The 22763-nt window shown below is 36.9% G+C and carries 22 protein-coding genes; 9 read left to right on the top strand and 13 right to left on the bottom strand.

Annotated features, from left to right (window positions below; translation table 11 throughout):
- The coding region (locus Q0X52_RS05600; RefSeq protein ID WP_297575874.1) for a YadA-like family protein at positions 1 to 1714 on the top strand (1714 nt) is incomplete at its 5' end.
- A gap of 11 nt (positions 1715 to 1725) precedes the next feature.
- Positions 1726 to 2520, top strand: a complete 795-nt coding sequence (locus Q0X52_RS05595) for an OmpA family protein (RefSeq protein WP_297575872.1) — start codon at positions 1726 to 1728, stop codon at positions 2518 to 2520.
- A 16-nt stretch (positions 2521 to 2536) separates the two neighbouring features.
- On the opposite strand, the gene tsaD is transcribed toward Q0X52_RS05595, so the two are convergent.
- Genes tsaD through Q0X52_RS05575 form a run of 4 tightly spaced genes read right to left on the bottom strand, consistent with a single transcriptional unit; the run spans position 2537 to position 6748 of the window.
- Positions 2537 to 3538, bottom strand: a complete 1002-nt coding sequence (tsaD, locus tag Q0X52_RS05590) for a tRNA (adenosine(37)-N6)-threonylcarbamoyltransferase complex transferase subunit TsaD (RefSeq protein ID WP_297575871.1) — start codon at positions 3536 to 3538, stop codon at positions 2537 to 2539.
- A 14-nt stretch (positions 3539 to 3552) separates the two neighbouring features.
- Positions 3553 to 4647, bottom strand: a complete 1095-nt coding sequence (dxr, locus tag Q0X52_RS05585) for a 1-deoxy-D-xylulose-5-phosphate reductoisomerase (protein WP_297575869.1) — start codon at positions 4645 to 4647, stop codon at positions 3553 to 3555.
- The gene (locus tag Q0X52_RS05580; protein WP_297575867.1) at positions 4641 to 5396 is read right to left on the bottom strand and encodes a phosphatidate cytidylyltransferase; all 756 of its coding nucleotides are present in this window, start codon (positions 5394 to 5396) and stop codon (positions 4641 to 4643) included. Before Q0X52_RS05580 ends, dxr begins: the two co-directional genes overlap by 7 nt.
- A gap of 41 nt (positions 5397 to 5437) precedes the next feature.
- Positions 5438 to 6748, bottom strand: coding sequence for an NFACT RNA binding domain-containing protein (locus Q0X52_RS05575; protein WP_297575865.1), 1311 nt, complete (start codon positions 6746 to 6748; stop codon positions 5438 to 5440).
- Positions 6749 to 6862: 114 nt separating this feature from the next.
- Between Q0X52_RS05575 and leuC the strand changes: the two genes are divergently transcribed.
- From leuC to Q0X52_RS05560, 3 genes are read left to right on the top strand one after another with little or no spacing between them, the layout of a single operon-like run.
- Positions 6863 to 8128 carry a 3-isopropylmalate dehydratase large subunit gene (gene leuC / locus Q0X52_RS05570; RefSeq protein ID WP_297575863.1) on the top strand — a complete coding sequence of 422 codons (1266 nt, stop codon included), beginning with the start codon at positions 6863 to 6865 and terminating at the stop codon, positions 8126 to 8128.
- A 3-nt stretch (positions 8129 to 8131) separates the two neighbouring features.
- A complete protein-coding gene (locus tag Q0X52_RS05565) occupies positions 8132 to 8689 on the top strand; it encodes a molybdenum cofactor guanylyltransferase (RefSeq protein WP_297575861.1) in 558 nt (185 codons plus the stop codon).
- Positions 8686 to 9621, top strand: coding sequence for a phospholipase A (locus Q0X52_RS05560; RefSeq protein WP_297575859.1), 936 nt, complete (start codon positions 8686 to 8688; stop codon positions 9619 to 9621). The genes Q0X52_RS05565 and Q0X52_RS05560 overlap by 4 nt, the downstream gene beginning before the upstream one ends.
- 1 nt (position 9622) lies before the next feature.
- On the opposite strand, the gene Q0X52_RS05555 is transcribed toward Q0X52_RS05560, so the two are convergent.
- The 3 genes from Q0X52_RS05555 to recA are packed head-to-tail and all read right to left on the bottom strand — an operon-like array spanning position 9623 to position 12164.
- Positions 9623 to 9835: a hypothetical protein gene (locus Q0X52_RS05555; protein WP_297575880.1), complete on the bottom strand. Its 213-nt coding sequence runs from the start codon at positions 9833 to 9835 to the stop codon at positions 9623 to 9625.
- A 50-nt stretch (positions 9836 to 9885) separates the two neighbouring features.
- Positions 9886 to 11127, bottom strand: a complete 1242-nt coding sequence (gene eno / locus Q0X52_RS05550) for a phosphopyruvate hydratase (RefSeq protein WP_297575857.1) — start codon at positions 11125 to 11127, stop codon at positions 9886 to 9888.
- The gene (gene recA, locus Q0X52_RS05545) at positions 11124 to 12164 is read right to left on the bottom strand and encodes a recombinase RecA (RefSeq protein ID WP_297575855.1); all 1041 of its coding nucleotides are present in this window, start codon (positions 12162 to 12164) and stop codon (positions 11124 to 11126) included. Before recA ends, eno begins: the two co-directional genes overlap by 4 nt.
- A gap of 131 nt (positions 12165 to 12295) precedes the next feature.
- Here recA and Q0X52_RS05540 point away from each other — a divergent pair, with 131 nt between their 5' ends.
- Positions 12296 to 13162, top strand: coding sequence for an MqnA/MqnD/SBP family protein (locus Q0X52_RS05540; RefSeq protein ID WP_297575852.1), 867 nt, complete (start codon positions 12296 to 12298; stop codon positions 13160 to 13162).
- Entirely contained in the window at positions 13163 to 13930 is a 768-nt protein-coding gene (locus tag Q0X52_RS05535; RefSeq protein WP_297575849.1) for a UDP-N-acetylmuramate dehydrogenase, read from the top strand.
- Positions 13931 to 14051: 121 nt separating this feature from the next.
- On the opposite strand, the gene Q0X52_RS05530 is transcribed toward Q0X52_RS05535, so the two are convergent.
- Positions 14052 to 15143 (bottom strand): FUSC family protein, encoded by a 1092-nt coding sequence (locus Q0X52_RS05530; protein WP_297575847.1) that lies wholly within the window; start codon positions 15141 to 15143, stop codon positions 14052 to 14054.
- A gap of 322 nt (positions 15144 to 15465) precedes the next feature.
- Here Q0X52_RS05530 and Q0X52_RS05525 point away from each other — a divergent pair, with 322 nt between their 5' ends.
- Positions 15466 to 16275 (top strand): hypothetical protein, encoded by an 810-nt coding sequence (locus tag Q0X52_RS05525; protein ID WP_297575845.1) that lies wholly within the window; start codon positions 15466 to 15468, stop codon positions 16273 to 16275.
- A 74-nt stretch (positions 16276 to 16349) separates the two neighbouring features.
- On the opposite strand, the gene Q0X52_RS05520 is transcribed toward Q0X52_RS05525, so the two are convergent.
- Genes Q0X52_RS05520 through dcd form a run of 5 tightly spaced genes read right to left on the bottom strand, consistent with a single transcriptional unit; the run spans position 16350 to position 21444 of the window.
- Positions 16350 to 17141, bottom strand: a complete 792-nt coding sequence (locus Q0X52_RS05520) for a 3'(2'),5'-bisphosphate nucleotidase CysQ (RefSeq protein WP_297575843.1) — start codon at positions 17139 to 17141, stop codon at positions 16350 to 16352.
- Complete coding sequence (locus Q0X52_RS05515) at positions 17134 to 18288, bottom strand: cation:proton antiporter (RefSeq protein ID WP_297575842.1); 1155 nt, start codon at positions 18286 to 18288, stop codon at positions 17134 to 17136. The genes Q0X52_RS05520 and Q0X52_RS05515 overlap by 8 nt, the downstream gene beginning before the upstream one ends.
- Positions 18281 to 18802, bottom strand: coding sequence for a metallophosphoesterase family protein (locus tag Q0X52_RS05510; RefSeq protein ID WP_297575840.1), 522 nt, complete (start codon positions 18800 to 18802; stop codon positions 18281 to 18283). Before Q0X52_RS05510 ends, Q0X52_RS05515 begins: the two co-directional genes overlap by 8 nt.
- Positions 18799 to 20874, bottom strand: a complete 2076-nt coding sequence (topA, locus tag Q0X52_RS05505; protein ID WP_297575838.1) for a type I DNA topoisomerase — start codon at positions 20872 to 20874, stop codon at positions 18799 to 18801. The genes Q0X52_RS05510 and topA overlap by 4 nt, the downstream gene beginning before the upstream one ends.
- Positions 20875 to 20883: 9 nt before the next feature.
- Positions 20884 to 21444, bottom strand: coding sequence for a dCTP deaminase (gene dcd, locus Q0X52_RS05500; protein WP_297575836.1), 561 nt, complete (start codon positions 21442 to 21444; stop codon positions 20884 to 20886).
- Positions 21445 to 21688: 244 nt separating this feature from the next.
- Between dcd and Q0X52_RS05495 the strand changes: the two genes are divergently transcribed.
- Positions 21689 to 22735, top strand: coding sequence for a type II asparaginase (locus Q0X52_RS05495; protein ID WP_297575834.1), 1047 nt, complete (start codon positions 21689 to 21691; stop codon positions 22733 to 22735).
- Positions 22736 to 22763: the final 28 nt, after the last annotated feature.

The raw sequence follows: 22763 nt of genomic DNA, 5'->3' as shown, positions 1-22763 counted from the left end.
CGGAGTTAAGATTAATGATAAAGGTATAGATGCAGGAAATAAAAAGATAACCAATGTTGCATCAGGTGATATTGCAGATGGTAGCACAGATGCAGTTACAGGCGAAAAGGTTAAAAGCTACATTGATAGTAAACAGTTCTTAACAAATGCAAATTTAGCAGAGAAAGTAACAGAGAGTCTTAAAACCAACATTAAATCAAACGATTTAGATGTAGCTACAACAACAGGTAGTAATGATGTAAATATCAACCTAAAAGCAGGCTCAGTAAAAACAGATAAAATTGCAAATGGTGCTGTAACCAAAGAAAAGATTGCAGCTGGTGCCATAACAGCAGATAAAATTGCAAACAACACCATCACAAAAGAAAAGATGGATAGCACTCTAGTTAAAAATATTGAAAACGCCTCTAAACTAGCAGATGGCAACATAACATTTGGTGCAGACTCAGGAACAGCAAAAGCTGCTAAATTTGGCGATAAAATCAACATAAAAGGTGGAAATAACATTAAAACATCTATCAATGGAAATGATATCTCTGTAGCTCTAAGTGATACTCTAACAGATATTAAATCTCTAGCATTTACAAGCGGAGTTAAGATTAATGATAAAGGTATAGATGCAGGAAATAAAAAGATAACCAATCTTGCAGATGGAACAGAAAATGGTGACGCAGTAAATTACAAGCAGTTGCAAGATGTCAAAGCTCTTATAGGTGGTGGCGTTAGCGCTCACGATTTTGAAGAGCTTAAAAAGCAGGTCAATAAAATAAACGAAGAGGGCACAAAAGGCTTTCACATCAACGATATGAAAAATGCCGATGATTCAAAAGCAGAGGGTGCAAACTCTATAGCTGTAGGAGCGAAAGCTAGCACGACCACAGCGGCAGCTGACGCTGTAGCTATAGGAAGTGGCGCCAAAGCAGAGGTTGATTCGGGCGTTGCTATAGGTAAGGACTCAGTTGCAAAAACTGCGGCAGCCAATGCAAATGATGTTTATTTGAAAGATGAAGCAGGGGTAAAAGAGACTGTAAAGGGAAATTTGGGAGCTTTGTCTGTTGGAAATGATACCAATACAAGACAGATAGTAAATGTTGCAGCAGGAACAAATGACACCGATGCAGCAAACATAGCTCAACTAAAAGCTGTGCAAAATATGATACAAAATAGCTCTGCTTCATGGGTAGCGGTCAATCAAACAGGCGGTGCAGCGCCAAGTGCAACTGGCGAAAACTCTGTAGCAGTAGGTCACAACTCCAAAGCAACTGGTAAAAACTCTGTAGCTATAGGTGCAGGATCTGATGATGGTGGAGAAGAGAATGTTGTTTCAGTGGGTTCAAGTGGCAATGAAAGACGCATAACCAATGTTGCCGAAGCCAAAAATGAGACCGACGCTGTCAATCTTGCTCAACTCAAAAAGAGCCTTCAAAATCTACAAGCTCAAAATCTCTCCGGCGTATATGAGGCGATAGATGAGCTAAGAGATGATAGTAGGGCGGGAGTTTCATCGGCACTTGCTATTGGCAATTTGATGCAATCCACCATACCTGGCAAAGGACTTATCTCTTTGGGCGCTGGATACTATAAGGGTCAAAGTGCTACAGCGCTTGGTATTTCTAAAATGTCTGACAATGGAAGATGGGTCTTTAAGGGCGCGGTAAGCTATGATAGCCAAAGAAATGTAGGCGCTGCAGCTTCTATCGGATTTCATTGGTAGGATAGTAGAAGATGAAATTTGAGTTTATAGCGGTTTTTGTAGTTGGAGTTTTGCTTGCAGGATGTGCCTCTTCGTATAGTGGCTACATCCCAAAAGATGGTGTTGTTAGTTATAGTGATGTAAAGTTTCCTGCAAAAGATGAGGCGTGGATAAAGGGTGGAATTTACACAGACAAAGAGAAAATAAAAAAGCTAAAAGTTGGGCAGAATAAAAGTCAGATAATGAAGCTCATCGGTCATCCGCACTTTGGCGAAGGCTTTTTTGGAGTTGTTGAGTGGGACTATATCCTCAACTTCACAAACAGCGACAAAAGTGTCACAACATGCCAATATAAGATAGTTTTTGATAGAGATTTTGTTGCAAGGAGTATCTTTACTAAGCCGGTTGATTGTGTAGGGAGCGCTGTTGTAGTGCCAGTTGTAGCACCAAAGATAGAGCAGGAAGAAGAGGAGAAAGAGCTGGGCGAGAGCTTCTTTTTTGGTTTTGGGCATGCTATGCTTGACTGGAAAGAGAGAGCACGACTATCAAAATATATAAAGAGCATAAAAGAGATAAAAAGTGTAGAGATAGTTGGATATGCAGACAAAGTAGGAACTGATAGTTACAATGACACGCTCTCTATAAGAAGAGCCGACTATGTAAAGGGCGAGCTTGTAAGGCTTGGGATAGATGAGTCCATCATCAAGACAAGTGGCAAGGGCAAAAGTACCAAATTTAGAACTTGCCAAAAAGATAGCTCCAAAGATGTCTATTTGAAATGCCTAAAGGCAAATAGAAGAGTCAATATAGTTATTAACCAAATTTAGCCATCAAATTTGGTGGCTAAATTTCAAAATGGTTCAAGTCCGAAGTGGGGTGAAGTTGTAGCTCTTCAAAGCTTATAAAACGCCCCTTTTTATAGCCATCAACACCAGCTCTTGCTATCATAGCGGCATTGTCAGAGCAAAACTCAAGCGGAGCAAGAAGTAGTGAGGTGCGGTTGTGATGACAGAGTTTTTCTATCTCCTCTCTTAAGTAGAGGTTGGCACTAGCACCGCCAACTATGCTAAAGTTTTTAAACTGCTTTATCTCAAAAATCTTTTTTAGTCTGTCAACTATGTGATCGCAGGCTGTTTTTTGAAATGAGGCAGCGATGTCAAGCTTGCTTTGATAGTCGTCTTTGTCTAGCTTTTCTATGGCTATGCGGACTTGATTTTTAAGTCCTGAAAAACTGTATTCTAGCCTGTTGCTTCCCTTTAGTGGTACCGTAAAATCAAACTTTTTGCTATCGCCACTTTTTGCTAATTTTTCTATAATTGGGCCACCGGGATAGCCATAAGAGAGCATTTTAGCAACTTTGTCAAAGCTCTCGCCAAAGCTATCATCTGTGCTTTTTGCGATGAGATTTATAATGCCACTATCATCGATATCTAAAACCATAGTATGTCCGCCACTAACTAACAAAACGCCCAAAGGTAGCACCAGTTCTTTGTCTAAAAAGAGCGAATAGATATGTCCTATAAGGTGGTTGATGGCGATGAGCGGTAAATTTAGCGCCACGCTTAGGCTTTTTGCCATTGTAACGCCGCTTATGAGGCTCACGCTAAGCCCTGGTTCGTTGGTGACTGCTATGGCCTTTATCTCTTTTAGACAGGGCTTAATGTTTTTTAATATCTCAACTAAAGCCGTTGTATGAAGTCTTGCGGCAAGTTCAGGCACAACTCCGCCATATTTGGCATGCTCTTTTTCTTGTGATATCTTTTGATAAAAAACAAGCTCTAGACTCTCTGTTTTCATGAGTGCAAGTGAGCTATCATCGCAACTACTCTCAATGCCAAGTATCATCTCTCTCCTTTAAATCAGTTCAAATTTAGCTGTTGGCAAAACTCTCTTACCTTTTTATCGGCTACAAATATCTCTTTTATATCGCTAAATTTAGAGCTACCAAACCTATTCAAACTATCAAATACTATTTTCTTTATATCGGTGAATTTACACTCATTGTTTAAAAACTTCTCAACAAAAATCTCATTTGCAGCATTGATGATAACGCCTAGATTTCTATTTTGCAAAACTTCGTTTTTTAGAGTAAAGAGTGGATATTTGTCCTTGTCAATCGGCATAAATTTGAGCTCTTTTAGCTTCATGATATCAAAGTTATCGATGATTGGTGAGTTTAGTTTTTTGCCAAGTCCCTCAAAAACAGCGCTAGCAATAGCTAGTTTCATATCTGTTTGGCTGATGTGTGCTGTAGTTGAGCCATCTACAAAATCAACAAATGCATGTATCGTTGATGTTGGTTCTATGATTGCATCGATATTTGCCACATCAAAGAGCCAAAAGCCCTCTAGCACTTCAAAGAGTTTGTTTGCCATAGTTGCGCTATCAATGGTGATCTTAGCACCCATAGACCAGTTTGGATGCTTTAGTGCCATTTGTGGAGTTACGTTTTTTAGCTCTTTTAGTGGAGTATCTCTAAAAGCACCGCCACTTGCTGTGATAATGAGTCTTTTTGGAGCGGGACTGTTTTGTAGTAGAAATTTAAGTCCAAAGTGCTCGCTGTCTATTGGCAAAATCTTTTTTGTATCGAGAAACTTACCAGCTACAACTAAACTCTCTTTGTTGGCAAGGGCTAGTGTTTTGCCAAGAGCTTGTATCTCTACGCTTGGCTCCATTCCTGCAAAGCCAACGAGCGAGTTTATAACTAGCTTGCTATCACACTCCCTTAACATCTCCAAAAGTCCAGAGCTGCCATAAAAAACTCTATCGTGCTTAACTTTATCTTTTAGCTCTTTGCTACCAACACAGACAAATTTAGGGCAAAAGAGCTCTATTTGTTCGTTTAGAAGTGCAACATTGCTTTTGCAACTAAGCGCTTCTATGGAGATGTTAAATTTCTTAGCTAGACTTAGAGTATTTGTGCCAATGCTTCCAGTTGAGCCTAAAACTACCATATAAGCACCAATACAGCGCCAACAGCGCCAAAGAGATAGCCATCTATCCTATCTAACATACCGCCATGTCCAGGGAAGAGTGAGCCGCTATCTTTGATGTTGGCAGCTCTTTTGAGATAACTTTCAAAGAGATCGCCAAAAATTCCAAAAAGAACAACTATGAGAGAAAATTTAAAAACTACAGCCATCTCAAGCTCTTCGATAAAGAAAAAGCCAAAGATAGTGCCAAAAAGAGTGCCACAACAAAGTGCGCCGACAACGCCCTCTAATGTTTTGTTTGGCGAAGAGGGGCTAAAGGCTCTTTTGCCAAATTTTTTGCCTAAAAAATATCCGCCGCTATCGCTTGCGATGATGGCAAAAAGCAGCCAGGCAAAATAGGCGATACCAAAGTCTTTATAGAGGCTAAAGAGCAAAAATAGTGGCGCCAAAGGATAAATAAATGGCAAAAGTGGCTTTAGACTTGGAGATTTGTTGTAGGCTAGAAAACTTGCTATGACTATTAGATAGAGCATTATCACGCATATTGCAAGGATAAAAGGGGCGCTACTAGATAGTGATAGCAAAAGATAGCAAAAAAGAGCGATAACTATAAGTTTGCTCTCCTCTATGTTGTAGATTTTGAGACTCTCAACAAAAGCAAAGGCGATAACTACGCCAAAAAGTAGATAGTTTAACCAAAAATTATCAATCCAGATAAGCAACAAAAATGCTACAAGCAGTATCGAAGCTGTAATAATCCTAGTTTTCATAACTCTCCTTTTTTTGTTATATTTTACTTAAATTTGGTAGTTTATAGGGTGATTTTTATAGTTTTGTAGTCAGTGTAGGTGACATTTGCACCTTGAACGACCTTGACATTTGCTCTTTTTGTATAATCAACTAAATATGAGCCGCTCTCTTTGGTGCTAAAAGTTGCACAAATCTTTGCAGCAAAATACAAAATGGCGTTATCAACATTTTTTTTCGAGCTTTTTATGATGACATGGGCAGATGGACTATCTTTTAGATGAAGCCAGAGGTCGTCTTTTTTTGAGTTTTTTAGCAAAGTTTCGTTGCCTTTTGCATTTTTGCCAACTAGGACTTTATACTCTTTGATGTAAAATTCCTCTATGTTTTGGTTCTCTTTTTGCTCTTTTTTATGCCCACTTCGCTTTGGTAGCAAAACTTCTATCTCCTCTTTGCTTTGTGAGTTTAGGATAAGTTTTTTAAGAGTTAAAAAATACTCTTTTCGCTCATTTAGATTTTGCTTTTCTATCTTTAGTCCGCTAGCCTTTTGTCTTAGCTTTTTGCTCTCATTAAAAAGTCTATTGGCTTCAAATTTAGGGCTGTTTTGGAGGCTAAATTTCACCTCTTTTCCATCTTCTTGCATAAGGCTAAACTCTCTTTGATACTCTTTGAGTCTATATAAATTTGCAGTTAAAAGTGCCGCTTTTTGCGATAGTTCGTCTGATTGTCTTTGTAGCTCTTCTTCTTTTTGAAGTGCGGCGATGTTGTTTTCTAGTGCTTCTATGCGTTTTTCTATCCAAGATATTTTTACCTTTTTTATCTCATCAAGCTCATTTTGTGCTATTTTGTCATACTCATTTTTAAAAAAAAGTTCAAAATCAACAATCTTTTCAACAGCTCTCTCTTTTATCTCAAATGGCTCAAGCTCTTTAAATTTCGTCGCTATCTTTATCTCTCTGTTTTTGCTGATGGTGTGGCTAAGTGCCTCTATGATGATGTTTTGCTCATCGCACAATATGACATTTGTAAAACGTCCTGTAAATTCAAAATAGAGTCTGCTTTCAATGCTTTTGTAACTCTGCTTTTTACTAAGACAGAGCTTTAAAACTCTGTTGTTTTTAAGTGTTTCGATACTTTTGATATAGGCTCCATTTGCTCTTTTGAAAAGTGCGATATCAAAGGGTGCTCTATACTCTTTTGTCTCCAAAAAAAGGTCAGTTTTGTAGATAGCAGAGCCATTTTTACGCATATCAAAAAAAAGCGTGTAGTGGTCAAATTTAAGCTCCAAAACTCTATCGCCAACTCTTTTTATGGTGCTAAGTTGCTTAAAGTGCTGTAAAAAGTCGGTTATTTGTAAAAGATGTGCATATTTCATAGGGCTAATTATAGTTAAATTTAGCTCTATATTGCAATAAAAGTGCCAAATTTGGCTCTATAAATTTAAGCAATCTTGCTAAAATAGCTACTTAAAATAGCAAAAGGGCAGAAGATGAAACAGACAATTACAGAAAAAATTTTCTCACAACATGTAGGCAAAAAGGTCTTTGCAGGCGAGATAGTAGAGAGCAAGATAGATATGGTCATAGGCAACGATATCACAACTCCTATCTCTATAAGGCAGTTTGAACTAAGTGGCGCCAAAAAGCTTGCCAATCCTGATGGCTTTGCAATTGTGATGGATCACTACATTCCAACAAAAGATATTGCAAGCGCCAATCAAGCAAAAATCTCAAGAGAGTTTGCATATAAGCACAACCTAAAAAACTATTTTGATGAGAAAGATCTGGGTATCGAGCATGCACTTTTGCCACAAAAAGGGCTTGTTGTAACGGGCGATGTGATAATTGGAGCTGATTCTCACACCTGTACTCATGGCGCACTTGGAGCTTTTGCTACGGGTATGGGCTCTACTGACTTGGCATTTGCCATGATAACTGGCAAAAATTGGTTTAAGGTGCCACCATCAATAAAGGTCATTTTCAAGGGCAGACTTGGCGAACATGTTTATGGAAAAGATCTGATACTTGAAGTTATTAGAAGAATTGGCGTTGATGGCGCTCTTTACAAAGCTTTGGAGTTTTGTGGCGATACGATAGAGGGCTTAGAGATGGATGATCGCTTTAGTATGTGCAATATGGCGATAGAAGCAGGTGCAAAAAGTGGAATTATAGCCTATGATGAGAAGACAAAAGAGTTTTTTAAAGATAAAAAGATAGCAAGAGAGCTACGTATTCATCACTCAGATGAGGGGGCAGAGTATGAGGCGGTTTTAGAGATCGATGTAGAGAGGCTTAGTCCTTTGGTGGCCTATCCATTTTTGCCAAGCAATGGAAAGAGTATAGAGAATGCTGTAAAAGATGATATCTCTATCGATCAAGCCTTTATAGGAAGCTGTACCAATGGACGACTTAGTGATTTGAGAATTGCAGCTTCAATCCTAAAAGGGCGCAAAGTTGCAAGAAAAACTAGACTAATCATCACACCCGCAACACAGCAAATTTTACTTCAAGCGCAAAAAGAGGGCTTGATAGAGACCTTTATAGAGGCGGGCGCAGTGGTAAGCAATCCAACTTGTGGTGCATGTCTTGGCGGATATATGGGGATTTTGGGCGATGGCGAGAGATGTATCTCTACAACAAATAGAAATTTTGTAGGCAGAATGGGCGATAGGACTAGTGAAATTTATCTTGCTAACTCAGCCGTTGCAGCAGCCTCAGCAGTGGCTGGAAAGATAGCCGATCCAAGAGAGCTTTGATCTATGGATGTTTGTGTCATCTTAGCAGGCGGAATGAGTAGCCGTATGAAAAGAGATAAAACTCTTTTGGAATTTAGCAGCTTTGCCTCATTGACGCACTATCAATATGCCAAATTTAAACCCTATTTTAAAGAGATTTTTATAAGCGCCAAAGAGCAGAAATTTAGCCCACCGCTTCCACTTATAAAAGATAGTTTTAGTGACTATTCTCCAATGGGCGCACTCTATAGCATACTTAGCAACTTCAAAGAGAGAAGAGTTTTTATCATCTGTGCTGATATGCCATTTGTAGAGATAAAAAGTGTTGAACTTCTTTTTAAGCAGGGCAAAGAGTATGATATCTATGTAGCAGCAGATGATGAGTTTAGCCATAGTTTGTGCGGTTTTTATAGTGGCTCTGTTGCAAGGATTGCTAAAAAACTCTATGAAAATGGAGAACATCAAGTCTCAAAACTTTTCAAAGAGTGCAGCTTTGGCGAGTATAAATTTCAAAACAAAGAGCAATTTTTCAATATAAACTATCCAAATGACTATCAAGTGGCGATACAAGGTAACTTATGAAAAAAATAGTAGCAATTTTTTTAACAACTTTTCTCTATGCAAATGCTCTAGATCTAAATAATACAGAGTCAAACAGCACAGGCAGCCTCTATATAATGGGTCAAAAAAGCCAAGATGTAGGCGATATAAAAAGTGCGATGAGATATTATAAACTAGCCTATGAGCTATCAAAAGAGGACACAAATGAGAGCCAAAACCAACATAAAAAAAATATTGATGAGGTAACAAAAGACAAAAGTAATGATTTTGTGGCTGATTTTTGGGGGATAAGAGTTCATGAGCCAAACTATCTAATCTGGAGTTATGATAGCTCTAGCAAAGATGATAGAAGACAAAACGAGCTAAACTTTCAACTGAGTTTGGAAAAACCACTATACACCGGACTTTTAGGGCTAAATGAGAGCTTCTTTTTTGGATATACGCAAATATCGTGGTGGCAAATTTTTCAAGACTCTTCGCCATTTAGAGATACCAACTATCAACCTGAGTTTTTTTTAGAAATTCCCATAAAAGACAATCATCTAAAAATACTAACTTTGGGACTACTTCACCAATCAAACGGCAAAGATGGCTTAGAGTCAAGATCTGTTAATAAAGCCTATTTAGAGAGCAAATTTGAGTTTGATAATTTCAAATTTACACCACGAATTTGGCATGCTTTTTCGCTAGATAAGACAAATAAGGATTTTGCAAAATATTATGGATATGGGGAGTTAAATCTGAGCTATGAGTGGCATAAAAATAATATTTCGTTAATGTTAAGAAACAACTTAAGAAAAGAGAATAAAGGCGCAGCAAGGTTATCATGGAGCTACTCTCTCAAAAATGGATTAGGAGTCTATCTGCACTATTTTAGCGGTTATGGCGAGAGTTTGGCTGACTATAAAAATAGCGTTGATAAGATAGCCATTGGATTTGTCATAGTTAAGTAGCTTATCGCAGATCTGGATCTAGGTATTTTTTCTCAAGTAGAGTTTTTTGAAGCTTTGAGTTTTCCTCTTTTAATCTGTTTATATCGCTATATAGCTCTTTTTGCTCTATTTGTAGCTTTCTTAAGACCTCATAGCCTCTCTTTCCAAAAAGCAGCTCTCCAAAATATATCCCGCACAACACAAGCACAACAACCCAACAAGAACCCTTAAGCACCTTTGCCAAAAGGGTCCTTTGCTTTGTGAAGAGTAAATTTAACAAAAAACTCAACTTATAAACTCATTGCTCTCTTTTGCAATCTCTAAAAGCCTGTTGTATTTGGCATTTCTCTCACTTCTTGAGGTTGCGCCTGTCTTTATCTGACCGGCATTTGTAGCTACTGCTAAGTCTGCTATAAAGCTATCTTCGCTCTCGCCGCTTCTGTGGCTTATAATTGTTTTATAGCCACTTCTTTGTGCAAGGCGAATAGTTTGAAGAGTTTGTGTTAGGCTTCCTATTTGGTTTGGTTTGATAAGGATTGCATTTGCAACTCCCTTTTTTATACCCTCTTGCAGTATCTCTTCATTTGTTACAAAGAGATCATCTCCTACTAGTTGAACTTTGTCGCCAAGCCTTTTGGTAAGCAAAGCCCAGTCCTCCCAGTCATCTTCGCTAAGTCCATCTTCTATGGAGTAGATAGGATATTTTTCACAAAGACTTTCATAGTAGTCGATTAGCTCGCTACTACTAAACTCTTTTCCCTCAACTTTGTATTTACCCTCTTCATAGATCTCACTTGCAGCCACATCAAGAGCAATTTTTATCTGTGAACCAAGTGCATAACCAGCTCTTTTTACAGCCTCGATGATAAGCTCTATCGGCTCTTCGTTGTTGGCTAAATTTGGAGCAAAACCGCCCTCATCGCCAACTGCAGTGCTGTAGTCTTTCTCATCCAAAAGCGCTTTTAATGCTTGATAGACCTCAGCGGCTGCTCTTAGAGCGTCATCAAATGTATGCATACCAAAAGGCATTATCATAAACTCTTGAAAATCAACACTATTGTTTGCATGTGCGCCGCCATTTATGATGTTAAACATCGGTATTGGAAGTAAAGAAGCATTGATACCGCCAAGATATCTATATAGTGGCAAATTTAAGCTATTTGCCGCAGCTCTTGCAACAGCCATACTCACACCTAGCACGGCATTTGCACCAAGATGAGAGTAGTTTTTGGTGCCATCGAGCTCTAGCATGGTATTATCTACCTTTTTTTGGTCATAAGGAGAGAGTCCTATTAGCTTTGGTGCAATAACGCCCTCTATGTTGGCAACAGCCTTTAATACACCTTTTCCACCATATCTTTGGTCCTTATCTCTTAACTCTAACGCCTCTTTTTTACCAGTACTTGCGCCACTTGGCACGATTGCAGAGCCACTACTTCCATCACTTAGAAAAACATTGGCTTTTATAGTTGGGTTTCCTCTGCTATCTAGCACCTCTAGTGCTGTTATGCTGCTTATTGTTATCATTCATCATCTCCTTTGTCTTGGCTATCATCATCATCGCCCTCTGATGGCATAACGCCTATTTGCTCTTTTATTTTGCTCTCTATCTCATCTGCAATAGCTGGATTTTCTTTTAGGAAAATTTTGGAGTTCTCTCTACCTTGACCAAGTCTAGTAGCACCATAACTAAACCACGCACCGCTTTTATCTACGATATCTAACTTAACTCCATAGTCTATAAGCTCGCCAAGTTTGCTAACGCCCTCGCCAAACATAATGTCAAACTCAGCCACTCTAAATGGTGGAGCCACTTTGTTTTTAACAACTTTCGCCTTTACTCTGTTGCCGATACTTTCATCGTTTTGTTTGAGTGTGGCAATTCTTCTAATATCTATCCTAACAGATGAGTAAAACTTAAGTGCATTACCGCCTGTTGTTGTCTCTGGCGAACCATAGCCCATCATTCCTATTTTCATACGAATTTGGTTGATAAAAATAACTGTTGTCCCCATCTTGCTTACAATACCTGTAAGTTTTCTAAGAGCTTGCGACATAAGGCGGGCTTGAAGTCCCACATGTGTATCGCCCATATCGCCCTCAATTTCGCTTTTTGGAGTAAGTGCTGCAACGCTATCTACAACTATAAGATCAATTGCTCCACTTCTTGCCAAAGTCTCTACGATATCTAGTGCTTGCTCGCCAAAATCAGGCTGTGAAACATAGAGATTGTCAGTATCTACTCCTATATTTGATGCATACTTTACATCAAGAGCATGCTCAGCATCTACAAAGGCACAAATTCCACCCTTTTTTTGACACTCAGCTATGATTTGAAGTGTAAGAGTTGTTTTACCGCTACTTTCTGGTCCATAAATTTCTACAACTCTGCCCTTTGGAACGCCCCCAATTCCAAGAGCGATATCAAGTCCAATTGAACCTGTTGATATGCTATCTATCGGCTCAACTTCTCTATCGCCCAATCTTACCAAAGTCCCTTTTCCAAAGGCTTTGTCGATCTGTTTTAAGGCTAGGTCGATTGATTTTTTCTTGCTTTCATCCATAAGAAACCCTTAAATTAAAATAACTACTATTATAATATACTATTACTTTTAATTAATTTAAGTAACAAAGGGTTTCTTTTTACAAAAAAATAAGCCAAAGTTGATTAAGATAGAGCTTAAAAGGAGAGTAGATGAAAAAGCTAATAGAGGTTGCACATTCGCCAGACGCCGATGACATTTTTATGTATATGGCTATCAAATTTGGTTGGGTTGGAAGTAGTTTTTTGGAGTTTAGCAGCAGATCTGATGATATCGAGAGCTTAAATTTAGCCACTTTAAGAGGAGAGTATGATGTAAGTGCCATAAGTTTTGCACTCTATCCCTACATCAAAAATGACTATGCACTTTTAAATACCGCTGTTAGTTTTGGGGAGGGCTATGGTCCAAAACTCATAAGAAAAAAAGAGCACCAACTAAAGCCAAATTTCAAAGTTGCATTAAGCGGCGAGCATACTACAAATGCCCTTTTGTTTAGAGCTTACTATCCAAAGGCTAGAGTTGTTTATATGAATTTTTTAGATATTCAAGAGGCGGTGCTTAGTGGCAAAGTCGATGCTGGTGTGCTTATACATGAGAGCATTTTGGATTTTGATAGTTCGCTCTGTGTTGAAAAAGAGCTTTGGGATATCTGGTGTGAGCTTGGAGGCGATGGGCTTCCTTTGCCACTTGGTGGAATGGCTATAAGAAGAAGTATCCCGCTAACTGATGCGATAGAGGCGCAAAGAGTTTTAAGCAAAGCAGTTGAAGTTGCCACAAAGCACAAAAAACTTCTTTCGCAAATGCTGCTTGCAAGAGGACTTGTTAGAGTTGATGAGATAAAACTTGATAAATATTTAGATCTCTATGCCAACAAAGAGTCAATAACTCTAAGCGATATACAGCTTCAAGCCCTAAATAGGCTCTATAAGATAGGTTTTGATGCCAAGTTTTATGACCAGCCAATAGATATCAACAACTATCTTATTCCAACTGAGTATGAAAAGATAAGGTTTTCGTAGGTGGTTGTTGATTTTAAGAGATATTCATCTATCAAAATTGGTCCTAAGATAGAGCTTTTTAACATCACAAAAGAGAGCTATCCAGAGTTTGATGGTGTCGTTGTAGGAGGCGCTAATAACCTCTTGATATCGCCAACGCCACCTCCTCTTGGTATGCTTGATAAGAGCTTTGATTTTATCAAATTTGATGGGGAATATCTAAGAGTTGGAGGCGCTACAAAGAGTGCAAAGCTCTACAATTTTGCTATGAAAAACGATATTTTTGGATTTGAGTTTCTTAAAAACATTCCAGGCACAATCGGCGGACTTTTGAAGATGAATGCCGGACTTATGGGATATGAGATCTCAAATAACCTTATTTTAGTTGAGTTTTTTGACAAAGAGATTGCAAAAGACGAGCTTAAATTTGGCTATAGAAAAAGTGGGATTGATGAAGTTGTTTTTACTGCTTTGTTTAAGGTAAAAAAGGGCTTTGATCACTTGCTAGCTAACAAGATAGCACAAAATAGAGCCAATCAACCACGAGGTGCTAGTTTTGGCTCCATTTTTAAAAATCCTACACCATTTTTTGCAGGCAAACTGCTAGAAGAAGTCGGACTTAAGGGATATAAGATTGGTGGTTGTGGGTTTAGCGATGCTCATGCAAACTTTCTTATAAATTATGGCGAAGCAACATTTGATGAGGCTCTGTCTTTGATAAATCTAGCTAAAAAGCGAGTTTTTGAAAACTTTGGCATAAAGCTAGAAACTGAGGTTGTGATACTTTGAAAAAGAGATTTTTGATTCTAAATTTAAATAAATTTGTGCTGTTTTAAAACTTAAAATCTACAAAATAAATTTAAAATTTAAGAGAGCAAAATAGCGGTTATAGACAACTTAAAACTATTTTTTAAGTTACATTATCTTGCTTGCTAGAAGGAAGTAAATTTATAAAAAAGTAAATTGTTTTTATTATTATTTTTCTAAATTTAAGATTGTGTAAACAAATTCCACCAATAAAACCAATTATACTTCCTAGAATAATATCTTCAAGCCTTGCTACAATTAAAGTTGTTGCTCCACCACTTATTACTCCACTCATTTCAGCCATATAAACAGTCATCGGAGTTATAAAAATTGTGGCTACACCATAGTGTTTAGTGATTGTAAGTTGTGCTAAAAAGCCAAGAACACCTATTAAAATTGCAATTTGTAGGCTATTTAAATTTAAACGCAGCAAAAAATATACTAAAGCTATTCCTATTGCGGTTCCCAAAATTCTATGAATTTGCCTTGTCCATTTGCTTCTTAAAGTCATTCCTTGTAGGATTGCTAGTGTAGAAATTGGCACCCAATACGCTCTTTCAATGCCTATTATTTGTGCTATTAAAATACTAAATCCAACAAAAAATCCAATTATCACACTATCAACAACTACATTATCAAAGCCATCATATTTTATCTTTTTAATCTCTTCTATTTTTAAAATTTTTGCAGTTAATAAACTATATATAAAGGCAACTATTACAGCCCAAATAGTCCCTAAGACAAAATACCCACTAATTTCTATAAGCTGTGATGTTTTAAAAGGTAAAAAGATAGATATCGTAGCAATCATTATAAAGAAGAAATTTCCAGGGTTTGATAATTGATAAAATCTTACAGTCATTGTTACAATAATAGTTAAAACACATAAAACAATTGGACTTATATGTGGTGAGAAATGCGCCAATCCTCCAAAGATAAAACTTACTATAAAACCAAATCCACAAGCCATTAAAACTATCATTCTATGATAAAGTGGTGTTTTTGGAGTATATAAAAAAAGCATTGTACCCATTGAACTAATAACTGCTAAATGCATATTGTTTAAAAAAGCCCCTACTAAAAGTGGAGCCGACATGCAAAAACCCGTAAAAAATGCAAGATGCCAAGTTGAATCATCTTTATTTATTTCTAATATTTTATTTATTTCGTAACTTATTGTTTTAATGATATTCATAAAATCCCAAAGTCATATTAATTCTAAATATAAATTTTTATAAATCAAGATATTTAATAATCATTGCCTAGATAAAAATGTAGATGAAAAGATATCATCTCAAATAGCCTTTGACAGGGCATAAAAAGCAAAATAGAGAATAAAAGCAAAAAAAGTTAAGCATGATTTATGCTATATTATAAAAATTAAATGACGCACACAAAATGGTTGGAGGTGCTGCTTTATAAATTTAGCTTTTTATATCGCAAAAGAGATTAAAAAAGCTCTAAAAGATTGCGAGATGAAAAAAGCTAGTAATTTTTAAAATCTAAAAGGATTTGCCATGAAAATCTTACTCTTTTTGCTATTTTGTTTAAATTTAAACGCTTTTACTTATGATGGGCTTAAAAGTTTATATTTTAAAGATATTGATTGTTCTAAATTTGAGTTTAAAAAAAGCGAGAGTAAATTTAGCGTAGATGAGTTAAATAAGGCCATTGAGAATAATGACGAGAGCAAGGTTTTGGAGATTTTGGGAAGTGATAGAGAGCTAAGTTTTAAAAACGATAGTAAAGGCATTAGTCCTTTTATAAAAAACCACAAAACTACAAATAGCATTTTGATAGAAGATATGCTTTTTTGTGCCGATGAAAGGACTTTTAAATTTGGTGTTTATGTGCCGGCTGTTTTGACAGATAAAAAGATAAGCGAAGATGAAACTATCGCTATTTTAAATGAGTTTTTTGATGAGGGATTGGATAAAAATACAGTTTTTTTCTACGAGGATACTGGGCTTTTAAATTTGGCTTTAGTAAATAATAAAATTAAAGTTTTTGACTATCTGCTTGATAAAAATTGTCTTATAAACGATCGCCTTGGAATGGATATTTGGTTTAGTTTTACCAAGATTTTTAGAGATGAAAATATAGCCTTAAATATCAAAACTCCGCGCTCAAAGGAGCTTTTAAATTTATTAAACTCACAAAAATATAAAACGCACCGCACTTTTTGGCTAAATTTGACTGAAAAATTGGTCGAAAAAGGGCTTAATTCTAAAAACTTAAAATATCTATATGTGACATTTGAGTATCTAGGTGATGAAAATGCTACAAAAGAACTTTTAAATTTAGGATATAAAAACGATGTCAAATAAAGTAAGAAGTTTTTGTAGTTACAACAGTTTTTAAAGAGTAGATTTTAAATTTCACTAGCTGTTAAAAAATGGCACTATTGCTGAATTTTTAAAATCTCATCAATTTTATTTAAAATTTGCTCTTTTAAATGAATGCTGTTTTTATCAATCACAACAAATGGCGAGTTTAGAAGCTTTTTGCCATTGTAAAGTGGCTTTTTTCTACTCTTTAGGTCAATTATCTCTCCACCACTTTGCACAACCAAAAAATCCCCCGCCGCAATATCCCAAAGATAGCTATCGCCAAAGCGTGGATAGAGCATGGCTTTGCTTTTTGCAATTTGGCAAAACTTAATTGCTGAGCCAACTCTTTTAAAACTAAGATTAAAGCTATTTGCCAAAGCTATGCGTCTTTTTCCCATTCCACTTCTTCCAAGTAGAAGTAAATTTGGAGTTTTGCAGTCTAAATTTGGTTTTATAAGTTCATCATTTATAAATACTTTATTTTCTCCAGCGCTATAAAAAAGTTCATTTTTAGTTGGTATAAAAATTACAGACAAAATTGGACGAGAGTTTTTTATAAGTGCGATACAGACACAAAACTCACCATTTTTTGCGATAAAATCGCGTGTCCCATCAAGTGGATCAACAAGCCAAAAAGTGTCATCTTCACCCATTTTATCAGCCTCTAAAATGCTCTCTTCAGAGCAAATTTCAATACCAGTTTTACTTAAAATTTTAAAAATAGCTTCATTTGCAGCAAGATCAGCCGAAGTTAGCGGAGAGTTGTCAGGTTTTTGTAGCACTTTGTAGTTGCTGTAATGCGCCAAGATCTCCTTACCAGCAAGAAGTGCTGCATTTTTGGCAGCTAGTAACAGATCATGCATTTTTTAGCCCCTTTCTTTTGTGGATAAGTTTAATAAACACCAGACAAATGACAACTTCAAAAAGGCTTGCAAAAACAAATGAATAGTATGTTTTTTGGGTGATGTAGCCAGTCTCTATGCCGATAGTTGCAACTGCTATTAGAAGCGTTAGAGGCATTGAGAGCGAGAGAGCAAAAAGAATTGTCGGTATAAATTTAAGATTTTTCAAAAATACCACCGCAGAGAGAATTCTAATGACAATAATAGCTCCAACAATCATAGCAATTTGCGATATGACGCCAGGCAGAAAGAGTGAATCTATCTCTATCGTAGAGCCAACATAGGCAAAAAAGATAGGAATCAAAAAGCCAAAGCCAAAGCCAGAGAGTTTGTTTGGTAGGTCTTTTTTGTGGTCAAAAAATGTCGAGATAAAGGTGCCTGCGATAAAGGCGCCAAGAACTACCTTTAGATCTATGATGATCATTATGGCGATAACAAAGCAAAAAAGCGCCATTGAGAGTCTTATATCTTTTTCATCTTTGTCATATTGTGGCATAAGCACTCTTTTGATACCAGGATACCACCAAAATAGCACTTCTAGCCCCTTAAACAAAAGACTTACTGTTATTAAAAATAGCACTAAAACGCCTAAGTTTATAAACAAAGAGCTCCCAAAGCCATGTTTTAGGTAGGCGCCTAAAACTGTTAAAAGTGCGATACTTACAATCTCGCCTATAACGCCTACAAGCATCGCCAAATTTAGCCACTCCTCTTTCTTGCCATAATCCTTATAAAGAGTTGAAAGTATTCCTATGCTTATGAGTGGAAAGATGACTATAAAAAGTGGGCTAAGTCCAAAAATATAGGTGATAAGAGCGGCGAAAAGATACATAAGCACTGTAAAGATGAGTGATTTTTTGAGTATTGTTCTGTCAGTCCTTATAAATATTTTCAAATCCACCTCAGTTCCTGCCAAAAACATAAGATAGTAAAAACCAATGTCTGCAACTAGCTTAAAAAGTTCGTTATGGCTAAAAAGCCCTAGGCTTCCAGCAACCATTCCAAGGAGTATCTCTGTGGGAGCTATTGGTATCTTGATGAGTTTTGCGATAAATGGAGAGGCAAAAATGATAAAAGAAAGGACTATTAAGATGACTATCTCACTCACTTTTTAACTCCAAAATATCCATTTTCTCCTCTATCCAAACTCTTTGCTTTTTTGCTTTTGCACTTACTTTTATAGCGTCCATGCTATCTGTATCTATGTAACAAAACTCATGCAAAGGCCTATTTCTAGCACAAATTTCACCTGGATTTACAAAGATTGTTTTGTCTTTTTTAAAGCACTCAAATGTGTGAGTGTGCCCAAATATACAAAAATCAGTGCCGCTTTTTAGCCACTTTGGTTTGTGCATCAATAAAAATGAAAATGAGCCAAAGCTAAACTCATAGGGCTCGCTGTAGAGGTTAAATTTCTCTTTAAGCTTTTCTAAATGGTGATCGTTGTTGCCAAGAACGGCTCTATATGGAATACCAAGCTCTTTTAAGTCCTTTAGAGTTGTCTTTTCTACAATATCGCCTGCATGAATGATGATAGAAGCGCCTCTATCTTTAAGATAGAGCATCGCCTCTTTTGCAACATCATCTCTTTTGTGAGAGTCAGAGATAACGCCTATTATCATATCTCTTGCCTATGTTTGCACTTTGGGCAGTCTAGGAAGTTGCCTTTTTTGAGCTCTTTTTTGTAAAGATAGTTGTTTTTGCACTCTGGGCACTCTTTTAAAACTATCTCATAGTTGCTTACAAAGCGGCACTTTGGATAGTTGGAACATCCATAAAACTTTCCTCTTCTAGAAATTCTTTCAACAACCATTCCATCTTTGCATAGAGGACATTTTACTCCTGTGCTTATAGGCTCTTTTTTCTCTTTTTTCTCGCCCTCTAAATTTCTACTATATTTGCACTTTGGAAAATTCAAACATGCTATAAACTCGCCATATCTTCCACTTCTTTTTACAAGTTCGCCACCACATTCTGGGCATTTTTCGCCAATTGGCGTAGCTATTTTTTGACTTTTGATATTTTTTTTGCCACTATCTATCTTTTCTATAAAGGGGTTATAAAACTCACTCAATACCTCCTGCCAATCCGCCTTATTTTCGGCTATATCATCAAGTTTTTCTTCCATTTTGGAGGTAAATTTGTTATCTACAATATTGCTAAAATATTGCTCTAACATAGTAGTTATTTTAAAGGCTATCTCTGTTGGGATGAGCTGTTTTTTTTCAATATCTACATAGTTTCTGCTAGTTAAGATGGAGATAGTTGGCGCATATGTTGATGGACGACCAATTCCTAAGCTTTCAAGCATTTTTATCAAAGAGGCTTCAGAGTACCTTGCAGGCGGCTCTGTGAAGTTTTGTTTGCTACCAACACTTTGAGTTTTCATCTCATCGCCTATTTTTAGGTCGGGCAAAATTTTGTCCTTATCAACATCGCCATAAGCTCTGTAAAATCCATCAAAAAGCACAACTCTACCGCCTATTTTAAACTCACTTTCATCGCCTTTTACAAAGATATTTTGATTTTGTGAGATACTTGGTGTCATCTGTGAGGCGATAAATCTATTGTAAATTAGAGTGTAGAGTTTGAGTTCATCGCCGCTTAGATAGCCCTTTGCAACTTCTGGACTAAAGTTTAAATTTGTAGGGCGAATTGCTTCGTGTGCTTCCTGGGCACCTTTGCTTTTGGTTTTGTAATAATTTGGAGTTTTGGGAAGATATTTTGCGCCATACTCTTTGGAGATAAGCTCTCTTGCAGAAGCAATTGCCTCTTTTGAGATATTTAAAGAGTCTGTTCTCATATAGGTGATTGCGCCCATAAAACCGCTATTTGTCTCAACGCCCTCATAAAGACTTTGAGCTATCATCATAGTTTTTCTTGGACTAAAGCCCAAGTTTGAACTTGCGGTTTGTTGCAGAGTTGAGGTCATAAATGGAGGCTGTGGGTTTGTTTTGCGCTCTTTTTTCTCTATCTCTTTTACATGAAATTTATCTTTTTTTATAGACTGGGTTATCTCTTTTGCCATTTTTTCATCTTTTATAGAGAGTTTTTCTAATTTTTTACCTCTATATCCGACAATTTCAGCTTCAAGATCTTTTTTAAATATCATTTCAATAGTGTGATACTCAACAGGGACAAATGCCCTTATCTCTCTCTCTTTATCGACAACTATTTTAAGTGCTACACTTTGGACTCTTCCAGCGCTTAAGCCTCTTTGGATTTTTTGACTAAGAAGTGGGCTTAATTTATAGCCTACTATCCTATCCAAAAGTCTTCTTGCTTGTTGTGCATTGACACTTGCAAGATCTAGTTTTCGTGGGTTTTTCAAAGATTCGCCTATGGCTGATTTGGTGATTTCGTGAAAGACAATTCTATCAAGTGAAGTCGGTTCTTTGCCGATGGCGTGAGCTATGTGATAGGCAATCGCCTCACCCTCTCTATCTTCATCCGTTGCAAGGTAGATTTTATCTGCCTTTTTAGCAAGCTCTTTTATCTCTTTTACGATGGCTGAGTGGTCGCTACTTACTCTGTATTCTGGTGTAAAAGTATTGTTTTCTATTTTTATGCCAAAGCTAGTTTTTGGAAGATCTCTAATGTGACCTTTGGACGCTATGACGGTGTAGTCTTTGCCAAGAAAGTTTTTTATTGTTTTGGCTTTTGCTGGAGACTCTACTATTATTAAATTTTTCACCACTGCTCCTTACTTTAAAATTCTAGGCAGAGTTATGCCTTGTTGATCTTGATATTTGCCTTTTTTGTCGCTGTAGCAGACTTCGCATGGCTCATCACCTTCTAAAAATAGCACTTGAGCAATTCCTTCATTTGCATAAATTTTGGCAGGAAGTGGAGTGGTGTTTGAGATCTCTATCGTGATATAGCCTCTAAATCCTGGCTCAAATGGAGTAACATTTACTATAATTCCACATCTTGCATAGGTGCTTTTTCCAAGGCAGATAGCAAGAGTGTTTCGCGGCATATTGAAGTATTCCACAGTTCTTGCAAGAGCAAATGAATTTGGAGGCACTATGCAGATATTGCCCTTAAAATCAACTACATTTTTCTCATCAAAGTTTTTTGGATCAACTACCGTTCCGCCGACATTTGTAAAAATCTTAAACTCATCAGCCACTCTTATATCATATCCATAGCTACTAAGTCCATAACTAACAACGCCAACACCTATATTTTTCTCACAAAATGGATCAATCATCTTGTTTTTTAGGCTCTGTTCTCTTATCCATTTATCGCTTTTTAGTCCCATGGTTTTCCTTTTTGGGCTAAATTATATCAAAAATTAAGCTTCTATTATCTTTGAAGCTATTTTTAACTCTAATAGCTTTGAAAAATGACATAAATTTAACCTTTTAAATTTATAAAAGCCAGCTATTTGAAAATAAATTATTAAGCTACAAACAGAGAGTTTTTTGCTAAAATAGTTGCGTTTTTCGTGAGATTGAGGTGGTCAAAAGATGACCTTGTTTTATCAAATTTAAAGGGAGGAAAAGATGAAACTTTTTAAAACCTTGGCTTTAGTTGCTGTTTTTTTGGTAAGTGGAGCTTTTGCAAAACCAACAATTTATGTCTTAGCAACTGGTGGAACCATCGCAGGAAGTGGCGATAGCGCCCTTAGTGGAAGTTATACTTCAGGAACAGTTACTGTTGATAAGCTAATAGCAGCAGTGCCACAAATCAACGAGATTGCTACTATCAAAGGCGAGCAAATTTCAAATATCGGCTCACAAGCTATGAATAACGAAGTTTGGCTAACTCTTGCAAAAAGAGTAAATGAGCTTTTGTCAAAAAATAGCGTTGATGGAGTTGTCATAACTCACGGAACCGACACAATGGAATCAACTGCCTATTTTCTAAATTTAGTTGTAAAGCAGAAAAAACCTATAGTTTTGGTTGGTGCAATGCGCTCAGGAACTTCACTAAGTGCTGATGGACCGCTAAATATCTACAATGCTGTCAATGTTGCAATGAACAAAGAGAGTGTTGGCAAGGGAGTTTTGATTGTTATGAATGATAAAATTCATGCAGCAAGAGAGGTTACCAAGACTATAACAACAGCGGTTGAGACCTTTGCATCACCAAATACAGGTAACATCGGAACTGTAAATTATGGAATTGTAAATTACTACTTAGCACCTACTAAAAAACACACTGTAAATTCAGACTTTAACATAAGAAATATTAGCTCACTTCCAAGAGTAGATATTATCTATGCACATAGCAACGATAGTGCTGATTTTGTTGAGAGTGCAGTTGCAAATGGTGCCAAAGGTATAGTTTTGGCAGGAATGGGTAACGGCAATCCTTATCCTTCAGTAGAAGAGGCACTTGCAAAAGCAGCTAAAGAGGGCGTTGTTGTAGTAAGAAGTTCAAGAGTTGGTTCTGGTTCAACAAGCGTTGGTGCTGAAGTAGATGACGCTAAATATGGCTTTGTTACAGCAGACAACCTAAATCCACAAAAAGCTAGAGTTCTTTTAATGGTTGCATTAACTAGAACTAGTGAGCCAGCTAAAATTCAAAAATATTTCCGAACTCACTAACCCCAAAAGAGTGGCACTTTTGCCACTC

Source organism: uncultured Campylobacter sp., assembly GCF_947255105.1.
Classification (GTDB): Bacteria; Campylobacterota; Campylobacteria; order Campylobacterales; family Campylobacteraceae; genus Campylobacter_B.
The sequence above is the reverse complement of the archived record's forward strand: the minus strand, read 5'-3'. Positions and strand labels throughout refer to the sequence as shown.